The organism is Alteribacillus sp. YIM 98480 (assembly GCF_009765375.1).
In the GTDB taxonomy this organism is placed as follows: domain Bacteria; phylum Bacillota; class Bacilli; order Bacillales; family Marinococcaceae; genus Alteribacillus.
This window is the reverse complement of the sequence record NZ_VTOK01000017.1, coordinates 24,974-43,312: the sequence shown is the minus strand read 5'-3', so window position 1 is coordinate 43,312 and position 18,339 is coordinate 24,974. Positions and strand designations below refer to the sequence as shown.

The 18,339-nt window shown below is 38.4% G+C and carries 16 protein-coding genes; 7 read left to right on the top strand and 9 right to left on the bottom strand.

Going from position 1 to position 18,339, the window contains the following annotated elements:
• Positions 1–17: 17 nt before the first annotated feature.
• From FZF09_RS18660 to FZF09_RS18640, 5 genes are all read right to left on the bottom strand, one after another.
• The gene (locus FZF09_RS18660; RefSeq protein ID WP_158738104.1) at positions 18–1,292 is read right to left on the bottom strand and encodes a TRAP transporter large permease; all 1,275 of its coding nucleotides are present in this window, start codon (positions 1,290–1,292) and stop codon (positions 18–20) included.
• On the bottom strand, positions 1,289–1,816 hold the full coding sequence (locus tag FZF09_RS18655) for a TRAP transporter small permease (protein WP_158738103.1): 528 nt from the start codon (positions 1,814–1,816) through the stop codon (positions 1,289–1,291). The genes FZF09_RS18660 and FZF09_RS18655 overlap by 4 nt, the downstream gene beginning before the upstream one ends.
• 15 nt (positions 1,817–1,831) lie before the next feature.
• Entirely contained in the window at positions 1,832–2,875 is a 1,044-nt protein-coding gene (locus tag FZF09_RS18650) for a TRAP transporter substrate-binding protein (RefSeq protein WP_158738102.1), read from the bottom strand.
• Between the two features lie 627 nt (positions 2,876–3,502).
• Positions 3,503–5,392 (bottom strand): TRAP transporter permease, encoded by a 1,890-nt coding sequence (locus FZF09_RS18645; protein ID WP_158738101.1) that lies wholly within the window; start codon positions 5,390–5,392, stop codon positions 3,503–3,505.
• 97 nt (positions 5,393–5,489) lie between these two features.
• On the bottom strand, positions 5,490–6,569 hold the full coding sequence (locus FZF09_RS18640) for a TAXI family TRAP transporter solute-binding subunit (RefSeq protein ID WP_158738100.1): 1,080 nt from the start codon (positions 6,567–6,569) through the stop codon (positions 5,490–5,492).
• A gap of 1,174 nt (positions 6,570–7,743) precedes the next feature.
• Between FZF09_RS18640 and FZF09_RS18635 the strand changes: the two genes are divergently transcribed.
• The 3 genes from FZF09_RS18635 (at position 7,744) to FZF09_RS18625 (ending at position 10,944) form a co-directional block, all read left to right on the top strand.
• A complete protein-coding gene (locus tag FZF09_RS18635; protein ID WP_158738099.1) occupies positions 7,744–8,013 on the top strand; it encodes a hypothetical protein in 270 nt (89 codons plus the stop codon).
• 633 nt (positions 8,014–8,646) lie between these two features.
• The gene (locus FZF09_RS18630; RefSeq protein WP_158738098.1) at positions 8,647–9,108 is read left to right on the top strand and encodes a flavin reductase family protein; all 462 of its coding nucleotides are present in this window, start codon (positions 8,647–8,649) and stop codon (positions 9,106–9,108) included.
• 36 nt (positions 9,109–9,144) lie between these two features.
• On the top strand, positions 9,145–10,944 hold the full coding sequence (locus FZF09_RS18625; RefSeq protein ID WP_158738097.1) for a XylR N-terminal domain-containing protein: 1,800 nt from the start codon (positions 9,145–9,147) through the stop codon (positions 10,942–10,944).
• A gap of 140 nt (positions 10,945–11,084) precedes the next feature.
• Here FZF09_RS18625 and FZF09_RS18620 read toward each other — a convergent pair whose 3' ends face one another.
• Positions 11,085–11,297 carry a hypothetical protein gene (locus tag FZF09_RS18620; RefSeq protein ID WP_158738096.1) on the bottom strand — a complete coding sequence of 71 codons (213 nt, stop codon included), beginning with the start codon at positions 11,295–11,297 and terminating at the stop codon, positions 11,085–11,087.
• On the bottom strand, positions 11,291–11,605 hold the full coding sequence (locus FZF09_RS18615; RefSeq protein WP_158738095.1) for a hypothetical protein: 315 nt from the start codon (positions 11,603–11,605) through the stop codon (positions 11,291–11,293). The genes FZF09_RS18620 and FZF09_RS18615 overlap by 7 nt, the downstream gene beginning before the upstream one ends.
• A 284-nt stretch (positions 11,606–11,889) precedes the next feature.
• Between FZF09_RS18615 and FZF09_RS18610 the strand changes: the two genes are divergently transcribed.
• The 4 genes from FZF09_RS18610 (at position 11,890) to FZF09_RS18595 (ending at position 15,575) form a co-directional block, all read left to right on the top strand.
• On the top strand, positions 11,890–13,437 hold the full coding sequence (locus FZF09_RS18610; RefSeq protein WP_158738094.1) for a 4-hydroxyphenylacetate 3-hydroxylase N-terminal domain-containing protein: 1,548 nt from the start codon (positions 11,890–11,892) through the stop codon (positions 13,435–13,437).
• Between the two features lie 72 nt (positions 13,438–13,509).
• Positions 13,510–14,058, top strand: coding sequence for an FAD synthetase family protein (locus tag FZF09_RS18605; protein WP_158738093.1), 549 nt, complete (start codon positions 13,510–13,512; stop codon positions 14,056–14,058).
• Between the two features lie 20 nt (positions 14,059–14,078).
• Positions 14,079–14,861, top strand: coding sequence for a dioxygenase family protein (locus tag FZF09_RS18600; protein WP_158738092.1), 783 nt, complete (start codon positions 14,079–14,081; stop codon positions 14,859–14,861).
• 105 nt (positions 14,862–14,966) lie between these two features.
• Positions 14,967–15,575, top strand: coding sequence for a flavin reductase family protein (locus tag FZF09_RS18595; protein ID WP_158738091.1), 609 nt, complete (start codon positions 14,967–14,969; stop codon positions 15,573–15,575).
• 135 nt (positions 15,576–15,710) lie between these two features.
• On the opposite strand, the gene FZF09_RS18590 is transcribed toward FZF09_RS18595, so the two are convergent.
• Both FZF09_RS18590 and purB read right to left on the bottom strand, forming a co-directional pair.
• Positions 15,711–16,880, bottom strand: a complete 1,170-nt coding sequence (locus FZF09_RS18590; RefSeq protein WP_158738090.1) for a mandelate racemase/muconate lactonizing enzyme family protein — start codon at positions 16,878–16,880, stop codon at positions 15,711–15,713.
• 94 nt (positions 16,881–16,974) lie between these two features.
• Positions 16,975–18,330 (bottom strand): adenylosuccinate lyase, encoded by a 1,356-nt coding sequence (gene purB, locus FZF09_RS18585; protein WP_158738089.1) that lies wholly within the window; start codon positions 18,328–18,330, stop codon positions 16,975–16,977.
• Positions 18,331–18,339: the final 9 nt, after the last annotated feature.

Below are 18,339 nucleotides of genomic sequence, written 5' to 3'. Positions count from 1 at the left end.
TTGTTCATAAGTTAATTTTATCTATTGAAGAACGTTGGAATGCTAAGACTGGTCCAAGGCATATAAGTTATAATTAAAAGAATGACAAAAGATATGATCAAAAATGGAGCTATGCTGCGAATTAAAGTTTCTACCTTAACTTTTGCAGTAGATGAAGCAATAAACAGGACCGTACCTACTGGAGGAGTCATGAGCCCTAATGTTAAGTTAATAACCATAATGACACCGAAATGAATCGGATCTACTCCAAATTGAACGGCAATAGGAAGCAGGATAGGAGTTAATAATATTAAAGCAGCTAGCCCATCTATGACCATTCCAATGATTAAGAGAAGAATATTAATCAATAATAAGAAAATAAGTGGATTTTCCGTAAGCCCTAGAAAAACTTCTGCTACCATTTGTGGAACTCTCTGTACACTTAATACCCAGCCAAAAATATTAGATGTTGCTAACAGAAAAGTTACAGCTGAAGATGTAATAACCGTTTGAAAAAATAGTTTTGGCAAATCCTTTAACTTTAACTGTTTGTAAAAGAAAAAACCGACAAGGAAAGCAATAAATACAGCAACTGCAGCTGATTCTGTTGCAGTAAACGCTCCTGTGGTAATACCTACTAATATGAAAACTGGTATAATTAAGGCTGGAAGTACATTTAATGTAGATTTTAATATATGTGTCCACTCTGATTTTTCAGAGGTTGGTAGATTTTGTTTTTTTGCTATAAAATAAATAGCAATGGAAAAACCTAGCGCAAAGAAAATCCCTGGTACGATCCCTGCTAGAAACAAGCTTCCAATAGATACACCAGCTGTTACACCATAAACAATAAATGGCATACTTGGCGGAATTAAAGGACCTATAATGGATGATGACGCCGTTAGAGCAGTACTAAATTCTCTTTTATAGCCTTCCTTTTCCATAGAAGGAACCATGGTTTTACTCATAATGGCTGTTTGAGCATTGGCAGATCCAACAATAGAAGCTAGAGCCATATTAGCTAAAACATTAACGTAAGCTAAACCTCCGCGTAAATGTGCTAGAATCGTTTGGCAGAATTCAATAAGACGTTCTGTTATTCCCCCTCTATTCATGACTTCTCCTAATAAAATGAACATTGGGATTGCAACAAGACCAAACGTTTGCAAGCCATTGTACATGCGAGAAGGCATGGACTCAAAAACGGCAATATTTCCTGTAGAAATAACAAATATTAATGTAGTTAAACCTAATACAAATGCTATAGGAACCCCTAACAGCAGCAATAAGAAAAATGCTATAGCAGCTATCATAATGGAAAGCCTCCCTCCTCATTGAGCTGTTTAGTATATATCTTGCGGATATTGTCCACCGCGAATACAATAATACAAACCATACTAATGGGGACAATCAAGTAAATAATCCACATGCTCATTGGAAGGGTAGAAGACATCATATTTACTACACTAGGACTTGAAATCCACAAATAGGAGTAATAACCTAACACCCCAGAAAAAATGATTATAAGGATCTGAATTAAACTTGAGAACATTCTATATGTTCTGTCAGGCAGGCGGCTAAGAAAAAGAGTAACCGCCGCCATCTCAGAACGTTTCACTGCAAGACTCCCACCTAAAAAAGTAAGCCAAGCGAACAAAACGAGAGATAATTCATCAGCCCAAAAAATGGAATCACTTAATATATAACGAAAGAAGACAGCCATAATCATGTTTATGGTTAACAATACAATGAAGATAATACTAACCCATTCGAGAACGCGTTCCATTCCGTTAGCAATTGCCGCAATCATACTTTTCTTTTGAACGTCCTCTTTCATTGTCTCACCTACTTGTTACTCGGATTTTATTTCATCAGCTTTTTCTAAAAATGGCTTAATCTCAGGGCTTTTTTCCATCCAGGCCTCACGTACTTCCTCGGTTACTGGGTCAAATTCGGAGTAGTCAAATTCAACAATTGAAACGCCTTGTTCATCTTCTCCGTTTTCTAATAAGTTTTCCTCAAATTCTATTAACGTTTCAGCATTTTCTTTGGTTACTTCATCTACTACTTCTTGTATCAATTGCTGATCTTCTTCCGAAAAACTGTCCCAGCGTTCTTGATTCATCATAATTCCTGCAGCCCAGTACATATGCTTAGAAGGTGTCATGTTGGTTGCAATTTCAGTTAAGTTTTCACTTACAAGGGATTGCGTATCAATATCTACACCATCTATCACGTTTGTTTGAAGAGAAGTATAAACTTCAGTAAGGGGCATCGCTGTTGGGCTTGCTCCTACACCATTCCAAAAATCCATAATGGTTGGGCTTGGTGTAGTACGAAGTTTGAAACCGTCTAGATCTGATACCGAATCAATGGGATCGACGGATAACATGTATCGAAACCCAGAAGTGGAATATCCCAACCCTTTAACGTTTTGGTTCTCTAATGTATCAAAAAGTGCCATTGACTCCTCACTTGTCCACAATTCATAGGCTTGTTCATGCGTTTCTACAACAAATGGCGTTAACCATGCTCCAAAAGCAGGTGAGGAATTACTTAGCTGAGCTGTTGTAATATTAGCAATATCAATTGTTCCAGAGTTTAACTGCTGCATCATGTCTTCTTCATTTCCTAGTTGACCGCCAGGATTATGTTCTGCAGTAATTCTTCCATCCGTCCGTTCTTCCAATTCATCTCCTATGTTTTGTAATACAACACTTAACGAGTTGTCAGCTTGTGTAATGTTTGCAGTAGAAAGGACAATGGACTCTTCTGAAGATCCTTCTTCTGTTGATTCAGCAGAACTGTCTTGGCTTCCGCTTTCTTCTCCACAAGCTGCAAGAAACCCCATCGTACTTAGCAAAAGAGAACTCAATATTGTTTTTGTCTTCTTCATGTTTATCCTCCTAATTTACAAACTTTAATCTACTATGCTAATCCCTCTATTTAATAGAAAACTCTTTCTTAACTGAGCTGATAAATGTACAGGGCAATTGTCCAAAAATGAACGGAAATATAATCTTTTATCCTTTTTTCACCCTGCATTTCAATCGGCTTTTTATGCTTTTTATTGCCCATAAGTTGTTCATCTCAAATTTTTCTTAAGCTATGTTTTTATTAATTTACTAGAATTATCATTCCTTTCTGAAATTTTTAAAATCATTTTTACCACCCTTTTTGTTAGTTAATGTTTCATAAAGTTTAAGTACAAATAATTTGTTATACTGAATTCTGTATACACAATATATCAAAATTTGCAGACTTTTGTCAATACTATGTAAAATCATCTTCCATACTTTTATTAAAATAATGACCTTTCCTTATCAAGAATGAAATTCACTTAACTTTTAGGGATAACACGCACTGAACCCCTAGAATAGTAAAATAAAAATGCCCTAAATAGTAGTCCTCCTAACACCTGTTAAAAGCATGAGATGTTAATTCTCTTAGGGCATTAACAATCACTCTAATGAATAATAGCATGGCGAATTAAATTTTCTAAATAAAAATATTTGTTTTATCTTTACGTTGCTTGATCCATTTTTTGCTTTTTAGAGTTATTTTTTGCCGCTTCAATCACTGTACGTTTTTTCCAAAGGATAATAATTCCTGCAAAAATAACTCCAATAATGTCGGTAAAACCCTCAGGAATGATTAAACAAGCGGACAGAATCATTAATATCCAACGCATTCCTGTTCCTAAATTATCAAATAAATAGCCAATAACCGCGCTCGATAACATGAATAACCCGATTGTAGTTGTAAAAGTGACCCAAATAATGGACGATATTTCTCCATACAATAACATCGCGGGGTTAAACAAAAACGCAAATGGGATGAGATAAAGTGGTATTCCTAAAAAGAAAGCGTAAAATCCAGTTGTATTCGTATCGGTTTTTGCAATGGTTGCAGCACTATATGTTGCCAAGGCAATTGGTGGAGTAATCATTGATAATACGGCAAAATAAAGAACAAACAACTGAGCCGCAACTGGATGAAAATCTAATGATATTAAGGAAGGAGCAAGCAACATAGCACCCATGATATAGGCTGATGTTGTTGGCATTCCCATCCCTAAAATAATACACCCAATAGCTACCAGAATTGCGGATAATACCGGTATGCCAAAAGAAGCATTAATAATTAAATTTCCCAGCTTCATACCAAGACCAGAATGCGTTACTACTCCAACTACAATACCTGCTACGGCACAAGGGATAGCAACTTGAACAGCTTGTTTCGACCCCTGGACCAAGCCATCCAAAATATTAGTTAAAGAAAATCTTGTTTCTTTTCTTATATAACTGACCCCAATGACAGATAAAATCGACCAAAACGCTGCAGATTGCAAGGTTGCTCCCGAAAATATGAGAAATACTAGTAAACCAAGCGGTAAGAGGAGATGAATCCTTTTTAGCACACTTTCTTTTTTGGTTTGTACATCCCTTGAGTAAGTAGTAACGTCTCCTTTAATGGCTTGTAAATGTACCATGATAAGTAACGCCATATAAAACAGAAGAGCTGGAATTAAAGCAGAAAGAATTACTTCTGTGTAAGGAACTCCAACCGTGTCTGCTAATAAGAATGCAGCTGCCCCCATTATCGGAGGTAAAATTTGACCTCCTGTGGACGCCAAAGCTTCTATTGAAGCAGCAAACTTGGGAGTGTAACCAGCTCTTTTCATAAGAGGAATAGTAAAAACACCAGTGCTGGCCACATTTCCTACGGCACTTCCACTAATAGTTCCCATTCCACCACTTGCCATGATCGCAGCTTTTGCAGGGCCGCCTTTCATTCGTCCTGTTATTTTAAATGCAAGATCGATAAACAGTCTCCCGCCACCGGAAATCTCTAAAAATGCAGCAAACATAATGAAATAGAATACATAATCTACTGATACTCCTGTAGGAACGCCTAGAATACCATCCGCTGAAAGAAACATAATTTCTACCATTTGTTTAAAGTCTAATCCACTGTGATTTAATAATCCTGGCACTAGATTTCCAAAAAATGCGTAGAAAATAAAAACAGCTGCCAATATTGTCATTGTTTTACCAACTAATCTTCTTGAAGCTTCTAATACAAGAAGAACAATCACAATCCCAAAAAAATAATCCATGTAACTTAATTCACTTACAAATTGCGTTCGAGCTACTAAACGATCCTCTGACAAATAAACATAAGCTCCAGAAGCAAGAGAGACAGCAACAAGGACAAAGTCAAAGTATCTAAAAAGAAAGACCTTAGAGTCCTTTCCCCTTCTTACCAATAAAAAAGTAAGAGCCAGAGCAAAAGCTACATGAACAGAACGCTGAATTTGTGCAGTCATTGGTCCTATCCCTGCTAAATATAATTGAAAAAGGGCCCACAAAATCGCAATGATTGCTATAGGGGTCAAAAATTTTTTAATCATATGAAATCCTCCTACAGAAAAAATCACCCCTGAAATACGCGGTGTTAAAAGAGCATAATGAGAAGACTACATTATGCTCCTTTTCCTCTTTTAATTCCTAATCCAATAACCCTTCTTCTTCATAATAACGCTCAGCACCGGGGTGCAGCGGGATACCAATTAATTCTGGATTAGCGACTTGTTCCGGTTCAAAATCTGATACAGAACTATGTGCTTCTACTAAAGCATCCTTATTTTCCGTTACCGTTTTGGCAATCGTGTATGCTACTTCCTCATCCATATTATCACTAGTAATGTAAGATGCTACAAAACCACCAGTTGTAACATCTTCTTCTTGACCTTCAAATTCTCCAGCAGGGAATGTTTCTTGCTTGTATCCATATTGCTCCATTTCTTCTATAATATCTTCTTCCATCGGCATCACCGTAATATCACTCTGAATTGCTATTTCTGTAATAACTGGGTGTGCCTTTGTCATAGCTAAAATGTGGAGATCGGCTTTTCCACTTTGAAAATTAGACTTGATTACATCGTTGGATGTTAACTCGACCGAACCGCCAAAATCTTCAATCATGTCATAATCCATTCCATACGCTTCAAGGGTAAGTCGTGTGCTATATTCGGCTAATGTTCCATCTGGGTTCGTAATCACATTAACCGGTATTTCTTTTGCACGAATATCATGTAAGGATTCTATATTATGTTCTTCTAGAAAGTCATTGCTAGCAATAACTCCTATATAGTATTGATTGATCCCCCCTGCTAAACCACGTAAGTTTTCCATCGGCTCTTCATAAGCAACTTTTCCATTGTAGGCCCAATCATTAGTAATATTAAAACTAACTGCAAAATCTGCTTCTCCATTATTGACGAGCTCTGCATTACCAACTCCTCCTGCATACGAAAGAACGTCTACATTGGCACTTACTGGAGACGCTTCACGCATCAGGTTAGAGAGAGCACCAGTAAACATATACCAGGAAGTTTGGGTATTATTTGACGCAACCTTCAATTGTGTTGATTCACTAGAATTCCCATCGGTAGATTCTGTACTGCTTTCATTTGCACTTGTGTTTTCCGCAGTCCCTTCCCCTTCTTCTCCATTTCCACATGCAATTAGTACAAGTGGGATGGACAAGCAGATCACCAAAAGAAATCGTTTTAATAAACTTGCCATGTTAACATTACCCCTTTTTTATAAAATGTTTGGTTCGAAATTCAGATCTGATGTAAAATGACCCCTTACTTTCGTTCAACACCATTTAATTTTGATTTTTAAATACTCAAAAAATATTAATGCATACTAAAACATGTTTTAAGGGTTCGTAATACAGTCTTGTGTATACATTAATATCATAAAAAAAATATCATTATATTACTTGTCCTCCCTTCATTTTAATAAAACAATTAATAAATATCCTTATTCATTGGCAGCTAAAAATTAAAACTATTTTCTTACGAGGAGGAGATAAATATTCACAAAATAAAAACTCTTTTCACTTTTCCTCATATTCACAATATAAACGAATACCTCATAGATTGCAATAATGCACGTGAGAATTTTTACCAAATTTTTTATTGGATTCTATGAAGTTTTTGATAGAGTGCCAGAATCATTGATACAACAGTACAGATAATAAGAAAAGCGCAAGCGCCCTGGTCAGCCGCGACAGGTTCTGGAGCTTTCGCGCAGGGTCGCCTGCCATCAAGTCACAAAATCAAATTTTTTAAGGTGAGTTACAACCATGGCTGGTTCTACCCAAAGCCAACCGTTTTTTGAAGATCGCGTCACCCACCAGTGCATCACTCATGCCGTGTAGGCTGTCCCATTCGTTTAAATAAGGCGCGAAGCATGAGCTTTAAATAAGATGTAATGTAATGATAAAACATACTGACACGAACAGAATAAGCATTCCAATACATCAAGATGCATTGTATTTATTGCCGATTGATCACAGAAAGCAAATCGATTCTATTATCTAAAGAATGAATTTCTCATTCATTTCTATATCATTTAAACGAGCATTATATAAATCTACTAGTTATTGTTCGATTTACGCTTCAGGCGGACGCTTTCATCCTCGGGGCACAAGCGCGACATCTACTCCAACTCCCTTTGTTCGTTCTCGTAGTTGTCTTCTTTGCCGCAGTCTAGCTTCAGCCTCCTCGGCAGCGAGCTTCCTGCGGGGTCTTCAGCTCAAGCTTATCCCGCAGTCGCCTCCTCCGCTACAATCGATATAATGTTCGTTTTTGATAATCAAAATAGTACTTATGAAATGGATTCAAAGTATAAAAAAATCGATTATGGCTGATACTAATATAAAAGTTTACTAGAAGGAGGATTAAAAAATATGAAATATCCTATTTATCAGCACGTGCTGTTCTCAGAAAAAAGAGAAAAATTTGCTGACTCATTTCAAACATTAGCTGACAAACTGAATGAACATGGCATTGATATTACGCTCTTAGATGAAGTAGTAGATGCTGTCAAAGAAGTAGAGGAACTTACAGCTGACACTGCGTTTGAAAAAGGCTACAAAAAAGGCTGGGAGAATGGCAAATTAAGCGTGAACTATGAGCTCCTTCGCGAAGAATTGAAAAAAGATGCAATTGCATTGTAATGATAAATACGGGCTGCCCCCAGTGACCAACCGTCTTTGAGGGCAGCCTTTTTTTAAAAGGTAAGAAATTATAAATAGTTGGCGTTTTTGATGTCCAGCTTCAGCGCCCAGCCGCTCGGGGTCGGGATTTCTTCCCTTTCGACTCCGGGCCGCAAGCGACCCTGCGCGAAAGCTCCAGAACCTATCGCGGCTGATCAGGGCGCTTGCGCTTTTCTTAAACTACCTACATAACAACTAGGTAATGAGGTTATGAGAATAGTATTGATTAACCAGTTTGGTAAAACAGAAGGCATTTATAAAGTTGATCGTGAAATATAGGGAGAGGAATAAATGGGTAAATTTACAGAGTATTTGCAAGTCAAAAAAATAATATCTATATGGTTCTTAATTTTTATGCGGGGCACTTTTTTGAATGGTCATTAATGAACTAATGGTAATTTTGCTGAGAAAGCTGAAAGGTTTTTGCGTACATTTATTGAAGAATTCTTTAAGCGCTAAACGCTTTTATATCATCCCTACCTTTCTGCAAGTAATCAGAACATTCTCTAATGTTTTTTGCGGTATATCATTTAACTCAATATTGTTACAATTTAAACAAATTGCTAAAATCACAAATAACAAGGAGTGTTAGGGATGAATCCGAAAGATTTCCGCAATTGTATGGGACATTTCGCAACCGGTGTCACCGTTGTAACAAGCGCAACAGAAGCCGGCACACACGGTTTTACCGTTAACTCGTTTACATCTGTCTCCCTTAATCCCATGCTCGTGTTAGTGTCGGTGGACCGAAATACTACGGCTTTAAATGTGTTAAAAGACAATAGATTTATCGTAAACGTGTTAACAGACAGCCAGCAGGATACAGCCATACACTTTGCCGGACGGGCTCAAGATCCTAAGCCTTTTGAATGGGAAAAAGGAAAATTAGGATACCGCATAAAAAACTCGCTTGCTCATATTGAGTGCGAACCTTGGGCTGCTTATGATGGCGGCGACCATGTTCTCTACCTTGGTGAAGTAAAAGAATTTGAGTATAATAGCGGGAATCCACTGCTTTATTTCTGTGGTACATTTTCTGAAGTTGTAGCTAAATAGCTGTAGCTCCTCAACACATTAAGAAAGGGGTATGAAATGAGGGCTCATCAATTGTTATTTGATAACCTAATAGATATTAATCCCCGCACTGGCATGATTACATTTAACCAAAAACGAATGGCTTTAGTTTCGGTAGAAGGGCTTGGACTGCTGCGTAGAGATTTAATCAACACCCTTGGCATGGAAAGAGCAAAAGGATTTTTAATGAGATACGGCTGGGCTTGGGGAATGAAAGACGGTGAGAGCATTGCCAGTATGTATGAGTGGGAAACACAAGAAGAGTTAATGCTTGCAGGGCCGGTTCTTCATACGTTAGAAGGTGTTGTTACCGTAGAGCCTGATATGATAGAAGCCACTGAATCGTCTCTTCATTTTACAGGATTTTGGAGAAATTCATTTGAAGCAGTGGAACATATTAATCATTATGGTTACAGTACAGACACAGTCTGCTGGATCCTAGTCGGTTATGCAAGCGGCTACCTTACTAGTACCTTCGGAAAAGATGTAATTGTATATGAAGACAAGTGTGCTGGTAAAGGTGATGACTATTGCCGTTTTGTGGCGAAAACGATGGATCACCTCGAAGAAAAACATAAAAAAGACATGAGATACTATAAAGCAGAGTCACTCGCTTCTGAACTAGACCGCGCCTATAATGAACTTCACGAAATAAATAAAAATATAATGGAGTCCGATAAGATTCAAGAAGAGTTGACCAACTTATTTCTTGAAGATAAAGATTTTTCTGAAACGATTGATTTTGTAGCAAAAACTTTAAACAAAAGCATTGTTGTAGATTATTATAATCAAATAATTGAAAGCGCTTTCTTAAAGGAAGAGGACAAAGTAGTTTATGACAATTGGGCAGATAAATCCATCTATTCCGAAGAAAAACAAAATGACATTGCGACTTTCCCTATTCGGGCCAATAACGTAAATCTTGGCAGAATGGTCATTATCGGGCACGAAAAAATGAGAAATAAAGACCAGTTCATTATTAAACGAGCATTAGGTGTGTTCACTATTCAACTTTTTCATCAATGGAAAATAACCAGGTCACTATGGAAAAAGAAAGAAGAATTTTTTGAAGAAATGCTCAACCATGTAGATAATGAAACGTTTGAAAAACGCTCTCACTTATTCAATTTTCGCCCTGATTCCTTAAATCGTGTACTTTCTATAAAAATAGAACCAAAAACGAACTGCAAAGAAGTCCTGCAGTTTTTAAATACAACCTATGCAGACAAAGACGTTTTCTCCAAAGGTCAATATATTATTATCATTTTATCCAAAGAAGATGCAGAACACTCAAAGGAAGTTGCTTCTAGCATTGCGAAGTCCCTGCACAAAAAATTCCCTGCTGCTGCGGTTTATATTGGGGTCGGCCGAGAATCACAAAGCTTGCAGTCTCTCACAAAAAGTTATCAAGATGCTTGTACCATTAGTGACTTTATTCAACTGACGCAGCCTTCAGAAAACCGTATATCGTTCTACGAAGATATAGAACCGGTCATTATGTTTTTAAAAGGAACCGATCAAAAAGAACTCATTGATTTTTACCAAAAAACAATTGGGGAACTGGTCGAATATGATCAAACCAGTCAAACCAATCTACTGCTAACGTTGAAATCTTATCTTGATAATAACGGCAACCTCCAACAAACAGCTGATGATCTTCACCTTTCCATCGCCGGCCTGCGCTACCGCTTGGAGCGAATTGAGAATTTATGTGATGTTGATTTAAAATCCGGTCCCGGCCGCTTTCAATGTCAGTTAGCTATTCAAATATATTTTGCCATTAAAATAAACAGCAAACAAAATACGGCGTCCCACTAGAAAAGAATAAGCCATAATATATTATTTTTATTAATGGATGTTGGTATATTATGGCTTTGTTCAATGTCTCGCTATTTCTTTCTCCATTTAAACCTTCTTTTAAATCTTCTTTTTTTATTTCAGCTCTTCCTCCCTCTGGTTCAGCACTTCCCAGTTTCATTCAGCGCTTCTCTCAGATATTTCAGCTCTGCTCTTTCTTTTTCCGGCTCTCCTTCTCCTCCTTTCAGCTCTTCCTCCCTCTGGTTCAACGTTTCCCATCCATTCAGCGCTTCTCTCAGATATTTCAGCTCTGCTCTTTCTTTTTCCGGCTCTTCTTCACCTTCTTTCAGCTCTTCCTCCCTCTGGTTCAGCACTTCCCAGTTTCATTCAGCGCTTCTCTCAGATATTTCAGCTCTGCTCTTTCTTTTTCCGGCTCTTCTTCACCTTCTTTCAGCTCTTCCTCCCTCTGGTTCAGCACTTCCCATCCATTCAGCGCTTCTCTCGGATATTTCAGCCCTGCTCTTTCTTTTTTCGGCTCTCCTTCTCCTCCTTTCAGCTCTTCCTCCCTCTGGTTCAGCGCTTCCCATCCATTCAGCGCTTCTCTCAGATATTTCAGCTCTGCTCTTTCTTTTTCCGGCTCTTCTTCACCTTCTTTCAGCTCTTCCTCCCTCTGGTTCAGCACTTCCCAGTTTCATTCAGCGCTTCTCTCGGATATTTCAGCTCTGCTCTTTCTTTTTCCGGCTCTCCTTCTCCTCCTTTCAGCTCTTCCTCCCTCTGGTTCAGCATTTCCCATCCATTCAGCGCTTCCCTATCAACCTGAGCACTGCACCATACCACAAAAATAGAAAGTGATAACTAATACATCCACGTTTTTTTACAGTTCAAATTATTCAGAAAAAACATCATAATGAAAGTACCAATTGAAAGCGCTTAAATTGGAAAAAGTTTTGAAGGAGGATTTTTTCTATGCTTCAACAACGACAAAAAACCCAACGACCACTTACAGGAAAAGAATATTTAGAAAGTTTAAAAGATAATAGGGAAGTTTGGATTAACGGCGAGAAAGTAAAGGACGTAACCACTCATCCTGCTTTTCGAAACGCCGCCAGATCTATCGCGAAACAATACGATGCCTTACATGACGAAAAAACAAAAAATATTCTCACGACTAAAACCGATACCGGCAACAACGGTTATACTCATAAATTTTTTACCTTTGACAAGACGGTTGAAGACCTTCGCCATTCTAGAGATGCTATTGCGGAATGGGCAAAAATCACATACGGACAAATGGGCAGATCTCCCGATTACAAAGCTTCCTTTTTGGCTACATTAGGCGCCGATCCGGATTACTATGCTCCTTACTCTGATAACGCAAGATACTGGTATAAAGAAGCCCAAGAGAAAAACTGGTTCTTTAACCACGCGATTATTAATCCGCCGGTAGACCGGAACAAACCGATGGAAGCCGTTAATGACGTGTTTGTTCGAGCCGAAGAAGAAACAGATGAAGGTGTCATTGTAAGCGGCGCAAAAATGGTTGCCACTGGTTCTGCTTTAACCAATTACAATTTTGTCGCTCATTACGGTGCTGTTCCGGTTGGATCCGAAGATATGGCTCTTGTCTTTGTCGCTCCAATGGATACACCGGGAGTCAAGCTTATCTGCCGCCAGTCCTATGAAATGCAGGCTTCTGTGATGGGAAGTCCATTTGATTATCCATTAAGCAGCCGTTTTGATGAAAACGATGCCGTATTAATTTTTGAAAGAGCATTAATTCCTTGGGAAAACATTCTTATTTATAAAGACGTGGATAAAGCGAACAGTTTCTTCCCGGACAGCGGTTTTCTTCATCGTTTTACGTTTCATGGCGTAACGAGATTAGCAGTGAAACTGGATTTTATTTCAGGATTATTAATTAAAGCCGTAAAAACAAATGGGACGGACCAATTCCGCGGAGTGCAGGCAAACGTTGGCGAAGTTCTAGCCTGGAAAAACATGTTCTGGTCAATGAGTGATGCCATGGCCTTAAACCCAGATAAAGGACGTAACGGCACAGTCCTTCCCAATTTGAACTATGGGCTGTCATACCGCGTCTTCATGTCTGAGGGCTGGCCGAAGATTAAAGAAATTATAGAAAATGTTGTCGCCGGTAACTTAATCGTCCAGCCATCCAGTGCGGCTGATTTTAAAAATCCGGAGTTAAGACCGTTGATTGACCGTCTGTACCGAGGCTCCCATGGCATTAAATCCCTTGAAAAAATCAAGTTGATCAAATTACTGTGGGAGATCGTCGGGACAGAGTATGGCGGACGTCATGAATTATATGAACGAAATTACTCCGGAAACCACGAAAATATCCGTTTAGAAAATTTGGTCACTGCTCAAGAATCAGGTGAAGCAGAGGCTTATGAAGCTTTTGCCGAACAATGCATGGCAGACTACGACCTGGACGGCTGGGTAAATGACACATGGATCAATCCAGATGATGTCAATTATTTCAAACAAGCCTAATTCCAGGCGCAAAAGCTAAAGAAACGCGCCGTACTTCATAACAACAGACCAGCACCAGAGGAGGAAGCAATCGTGCACATCTATAAAAATAACCACCTCACCTTAGCGTCTTCGGTTGTTTCCATTGGAGCGTTTGACGGACTGCACCGCGGTCATCAAACACTTATAAAAGAAGCAGCGAAACGAGCGCGTGAATTAGGGGTACCCTCTGTCGTTTACACCTTTGATCCTCCTCCCCGCGCTCACTTTCAAAACACCAGAGTGTTAACAAGTGTCGATGAAAAAATAGAACTTATCAAACTATTTGATATTGATTACGTTGTAGTGGCTGAGTTTAATAAGGAATATGCTTCCCGAGAAGCCCTTGAATTTCTCTTAGAACTTAGCTTTCTAGGACCTAAGGAAATTTGGGTAGGCCCTAACTTTCAATTTGGGAAAGGAAAAAAAGGGAACACGAACCTTCTATCTGACTACTTTCATGTGAACGTCCATCCTCTTGTCACTTGTGACAAAGGAGAAATTATCTCATCTACAAGAATAAGAGAACTGCTTCAAAATAATAAAAGAAAGCAGGCCGACCACTTACTAGGACGGCCACGTATCAAATCATTAAATACTTGATATTTTAAGGAGGAGAAAAAATGCAAAAACAAGCAGCTAAAAAAAATGAACGGGTGGAAGAAGTATTTGATTTGTTCCTTAAACACATGCAAGAATTTTTAAAAGAAGCGAAGTTAAACCATGAAGAGTACACAAACTTTGTAAAATGGGCTGATCGTCTAGGACAAGCTGGAGAGCTGCCGCTTTTTGCAGACGTTTTTCTAGAAACCCATGTTCTGCAAGCTATGTATACGAAGATGCCAGGAACGCAGCCGTCTTTATTAGGTCCTTATTTCATCGAAGGTTCTCCTTATATTGAAAAAGAGCCAGGAAAACCGCATGTTTTAACGCAGCGGCCAAATGAACCGGGTGAAGTCTTATATTTCTCTGGAAATGTAAGCAATACAGCCGGTAAACCGCTTGCAAACACCCGCGTGGAGATGTGGCAGAACGATAATTCCGCAAAATATTCCGCTTTTGATTCAGATGCACCAAGATACAATTTAAGGGGACACTTCTATACGGATGAGAATGGAGATTTCACCGTAAAAACGATTGTTCCGGTCCCTTATTCCATTCCAACAGAAGGCCCAACTGGTGAATTTCTTAACTATTTGGATCAACATTCGATGCGGCCGGCTCACCTTCATATTATGTTTGAAGCAGAAGGTCATGATACCTTGATTACACAAGTTTTCTTTGAAGGGGATAAATGGCTCGAAAGTGATGTGGCTGAAGGGGTAAGAGAAGAGCTTGTTACAAAGCTGGAAGATAAAGGCGATCATAAAAAAGCATCTCTAAACTTTGTCATGCGGCCGAAGTAAAAAATCCGGGTTTTAAGAGACACGACATTGCGTAAAATATGTGAAAATAACATCGTACAGCCTCGCTTTGCGGGGCTTCCATTTTTATTCAGAGGAGGAACAAGTATGCCAGATCACAACGTTTATACATTTAACCCCGATGATCTAAAAGTACAAGACATGTACAAATTATTAATTGGTTCTGTCGTTCCCCGCCCCATCGCATGGGTCTCTTCTAAAAGTCAAGATCGCATCCTAAACTTAGCACCATTCAGTTTTTTTACCGTAGCATCTCCGTGCCCGCCTACGCTGGCCATTTCTATAGCTCCAGGAAATAACAATAACGCTAAAGACACTCTAACGAACATCCGAGACACTAAAGAATATGTTATAAACATCGTCCCTGAGCATCTGGGCAGTCCAATGTATATTTCTTCCAAATCCTTTCCGGCTGAGATTGACGAATTTCAACAAGCCGGCCTGACACCTCAGCCTGCTCTCAAAATCAATGCTCCAATGGTAAAAGAATCACCAATTGCATTTGAGCTGAAGCTAGATCAAATTCTTCCTATTGGCGTTTCTCATTTTGTGCTTGGGAAAGTCGTACATATTCATGTTCATAAAGATATCTATGTCGATTCGTACAAAACAGATATCGAGAAATGGAAACCTTTAGCGCGTCTAGCTGGTGACTACGCCTCTATAACTACTCCCTATTCGCTTCCTAGAGAATGACTTTTTTGTCTACTCTTATAAAAGCAAAAATAAACTCGCTATTCCCTTCACTTCAAGGGATAAGAAGGAAGAATAGCGAGTGAATCTAAACCTTTAACGTACTTTTCTTAACAACTTTTGATTTAGTTTGTGAATTTATTGCTTACTAAGGGAATGAAGAATCTCATATAAATTAGACTTGGATTCAAATCCTATCCCCGGCACATCAGGAAGTTTAATATAGCCGTCTTCCACTGGATAACCATCTGCAAAACCTCCAAAAGGTTCAAACACTCCCGGATAAGATTCATTTCCACCTAATCCTAAACCAGCAGCGATGTTTAGGGACATTTGATGACCACCATGTGGTATACAACGACGAGAAGACCAACCATATTCTTTTAACATTTCTAGAATTCTTAAATACTCAACCAATCCGTAACTCAATGCGCAATCAAATTGCAAATAATCTCTATCCGCTCTCATCCCACCGTAACGAATTAAATTTCTTGCATCCTGCATTGAAAAAAGATTTTCCCCAGTTGCCATCGGATTTTTATAATGCTTTGCAAGTTCTGCTTGTAATTGATAATCTAGCGGTGCACCTGCTTCTTCATACCAAAATAAATTATATTGTTCTAAATTTCTACCATACTCAATAGCCGTCTCAAGATCAAACCTTCCATTAGCATCAACTGCTAATGCATTTTCATGCGGCAGCACTTTTAAAACTGCTTCAATTCTTTCTAAATCTTCTTTGAGTGTGGCCCCTCCAATTTTTATTTTCACTTTAGAATAACCTAAATCCAAATATGATTTTATTTCTTCTTGCAGCTCAATTAGTCCCTTATTTGGAAGATAATACCCTCCTGCTGCATATACAAACACTTTATCATCAACTTCACCGTTACGATATCGGTCTGCAAGTACTTGATATAGTGGTTGGCCTTCTATTTTTGCTACAGCATCCCATATTGCCATATCAATAGTACCTACTGCTACAGACCTCTCTCCATGGCCGCCCGGTTTTTCATTAGTCATTAACACATCCCATATTTTATGAGGATCAAAATTGGTTTGATTCTCATTAAGAACATTACTAGATTCCGCCTCTAATAGTCGTGGGATAAATCTTTCGTGCAATAGACCAGTTGGTGCATAACGCCCATTTGAATTAAAGCCATAACCTATTACTTGCTCCCCATCTTTCTTGACGTCAGTAATCACAGCAATAATAGATGCTGTCATTTTGCTAAAATCTATAATGGAATTACGTATATTTGTTTTCAATGGAAACGTTTTTTCCTTAATATCAACGATCTTCATTTTTAACTCCTCACTATCCTATTACAAACCTAACAATTTATTTATAATATGGAATCTAAGATAAATTTGTTTGACGAAAGTACTTTTAAAGATACTATTTATATCCTTGTATTTTACTGATAACGTTCTCTACAAACTCTTTTGAAGACCCCGTATAATTTAAAGGATTAAGTAACTCTTCTATTTCAGGAGGGCTTAATATATCAGCAATCTCCTGATTAGACTTTAAAGCATCTTTTAAGGAAATATTTTCTTCAAAAGCTTTCATAGCAACTTGATACACCTCATCATGAGCTTTCTGTCTTCCTAAAGTTTCAGCCAAATGCATCATAACTGCTTCCGACATAATTAAGCCATTTGATTTTTCTAAATTTTTCCTCATCGTTGAACTGTAAACATGCAAATCTTTCAGTATCCATTTCATGTGGTGAAGGACAGAAGCACTTAACATAAACATTTCTGGTATAAACTCCCACTCTGCTTGCCAAGGTCCCATATCCCGTTCATGTTCTTGAACCATAGCTTCAATTCCAAGGGACGATTGAGATCTTAGTAATCGACATACGGCTCCTACAGCTTCACAAGCCATTGGGTTTCTTTTTTGAGGCATTGTACTACTTCCTATTCTTCCAAACTCAAACGGCTCTTCTACTTCTGCAATTTCAGTCTTTTGTAATTGAATAATTTCATTAGAGATTTTCCCAAAAGTCCCTCCTAAAATTCCAAGAAAGGAAGTTACATCTGCAAATCTATCTCTAGAAACATGCCATGCAATATCGGGGACTTCTAGTCCAAGATAACTGTTTACCTCAGATTGTACTTTAAGACCGTCCTCGCCTAACGAAGCCAAGGTACCGACTGCCCCTGCAATATTACCCGTTAGTACGCTCTCTTTTAAATTGTTTAACCTTGAAACATGCCTGTTAACTTCAGATGCCCACACTGCAACTTTATATCCAAAAGTTATCGGCAAAGCATGCTGACCATGAGTACGTCCCGCCATTACAGTATCTGAATGCTTTTTTGCTAGTTCACACAATATTTCCTGAAGATCCTCTAACTCTTTTTCTATTACTTTAAAAGCTTCTTTTATTTGTAACACCATGCCCGTATCCATCACATCTTGAGTCGTTACGCCCCAATGAATGTATTCTCCTGCCTCATCTTCACACAATGACTTAAATTCTCGAATAAAAGGAACGAGGGGATGCCAGGTTTTATCTACCCCTTGTTTTATTTGGTCAAAATTAAAAAGTTCGACTTTACCTTTTTGTTTGATTTCATGAACTGCATCTGCGGGAATAATTCCAAGTTTTGCTTCTGCTTCAGCTAGAGCAACTTCCACTTCAATCCATTTGTTTATCATATTCTCTTCGGAAAATATTAACCTCATTTCTTCAGTAGAAAACTGATCACCAAAAATCTTTGAATCTATAATATGACTTCTCATTTTTTCACC

Coding starts and splice junctions, on each gene's coding strand:
- FZF09_RS18635 (WP_158738099.1), top strand. CDS start 7,744: ATGAAATATCCTATTTATCAGCACGTGCTGTTCTCAGAAAAAAGAGAA.
- FZF09_RS18630 (WP_158738098.1), top strand. CDS start 8,647: ATGAATCCGAAAGATTTCCGCAATTGTATGGGACATTTCGCAACCGGT.
- FZF09_RS18645 (WP_158738101.1), bottom strand. CDS start 5,392: ATGATTAAAAAATTTTTGACCCCTATAGCAATCATTGCGATTTTGTGG.
- FZF09_RS18610 (WP_158738094.1), top strand. CDS start 11,890: ATGCTTCAACAACGACAAAAAACCCAACGACCACTTACAGGAAAAGAA.
- FZF09_RS18595 (WP_158738091.1), top strand. CDS start 14,967: ATGCCAGATCACAACGTTTATACATTTAACCCCGATGATCTAAAAGTA.
- FZF09_RS18600 (WP_158738092.1), top strand. CDS start 14,079: ATGCAAAAACAAGCAGCTAAAAAAAATGAACGGGTGGAAGAAGTATTT.
- FZF09_RS18655 (WP_158738103.1), bottom strand. CDS start 1,816: ATGAAAGAGGACGTTCAAAAGAAAAGTATGATTGCGGCAATTGCTAAC.
- FZF09_RS18660 (WP_158738104.1), bottom strand. CDS start 1,292: ATGATAGCTGCTATAGCATTTTTCTTATTGCTGCTGTTAGGGGTTCCT.
- FZF09_RS18650 (WP_158738102.1), bottom strand. CDS start 2,875: ATGAAGAAGACAAAAACAATATTGAGTTCTCTTTTGCTAAGTACGATG.
- purB (WP_158738089.1), bottom strand. CDS start 18,330: ATGAGAAGTCATATTATAGATTCAAAGATTTTTGGTGATCAGTTTTCT.
- FZF09_RS18625 (WP_158738097.1), top strand. CDS start 9,145: ATGAGGGCTCATCAATTGTTATTTGATAACCTAATAGATATTAATCCC.
- FZF09_RS18640 (WP_158738100.1), bottom strand. CDS start 6,569: ATGGCAAGTTTATTAAAACGATTTCTTTTGGTGATCTGCTTGTCCATC.
- FZF09_RS18590 (WP_158738090.1), bottom strand. CDS start 16,880: ATGAAGATCGTTGATATTAAGGAAAAAACGTTTCCATTGAAAACAAAT.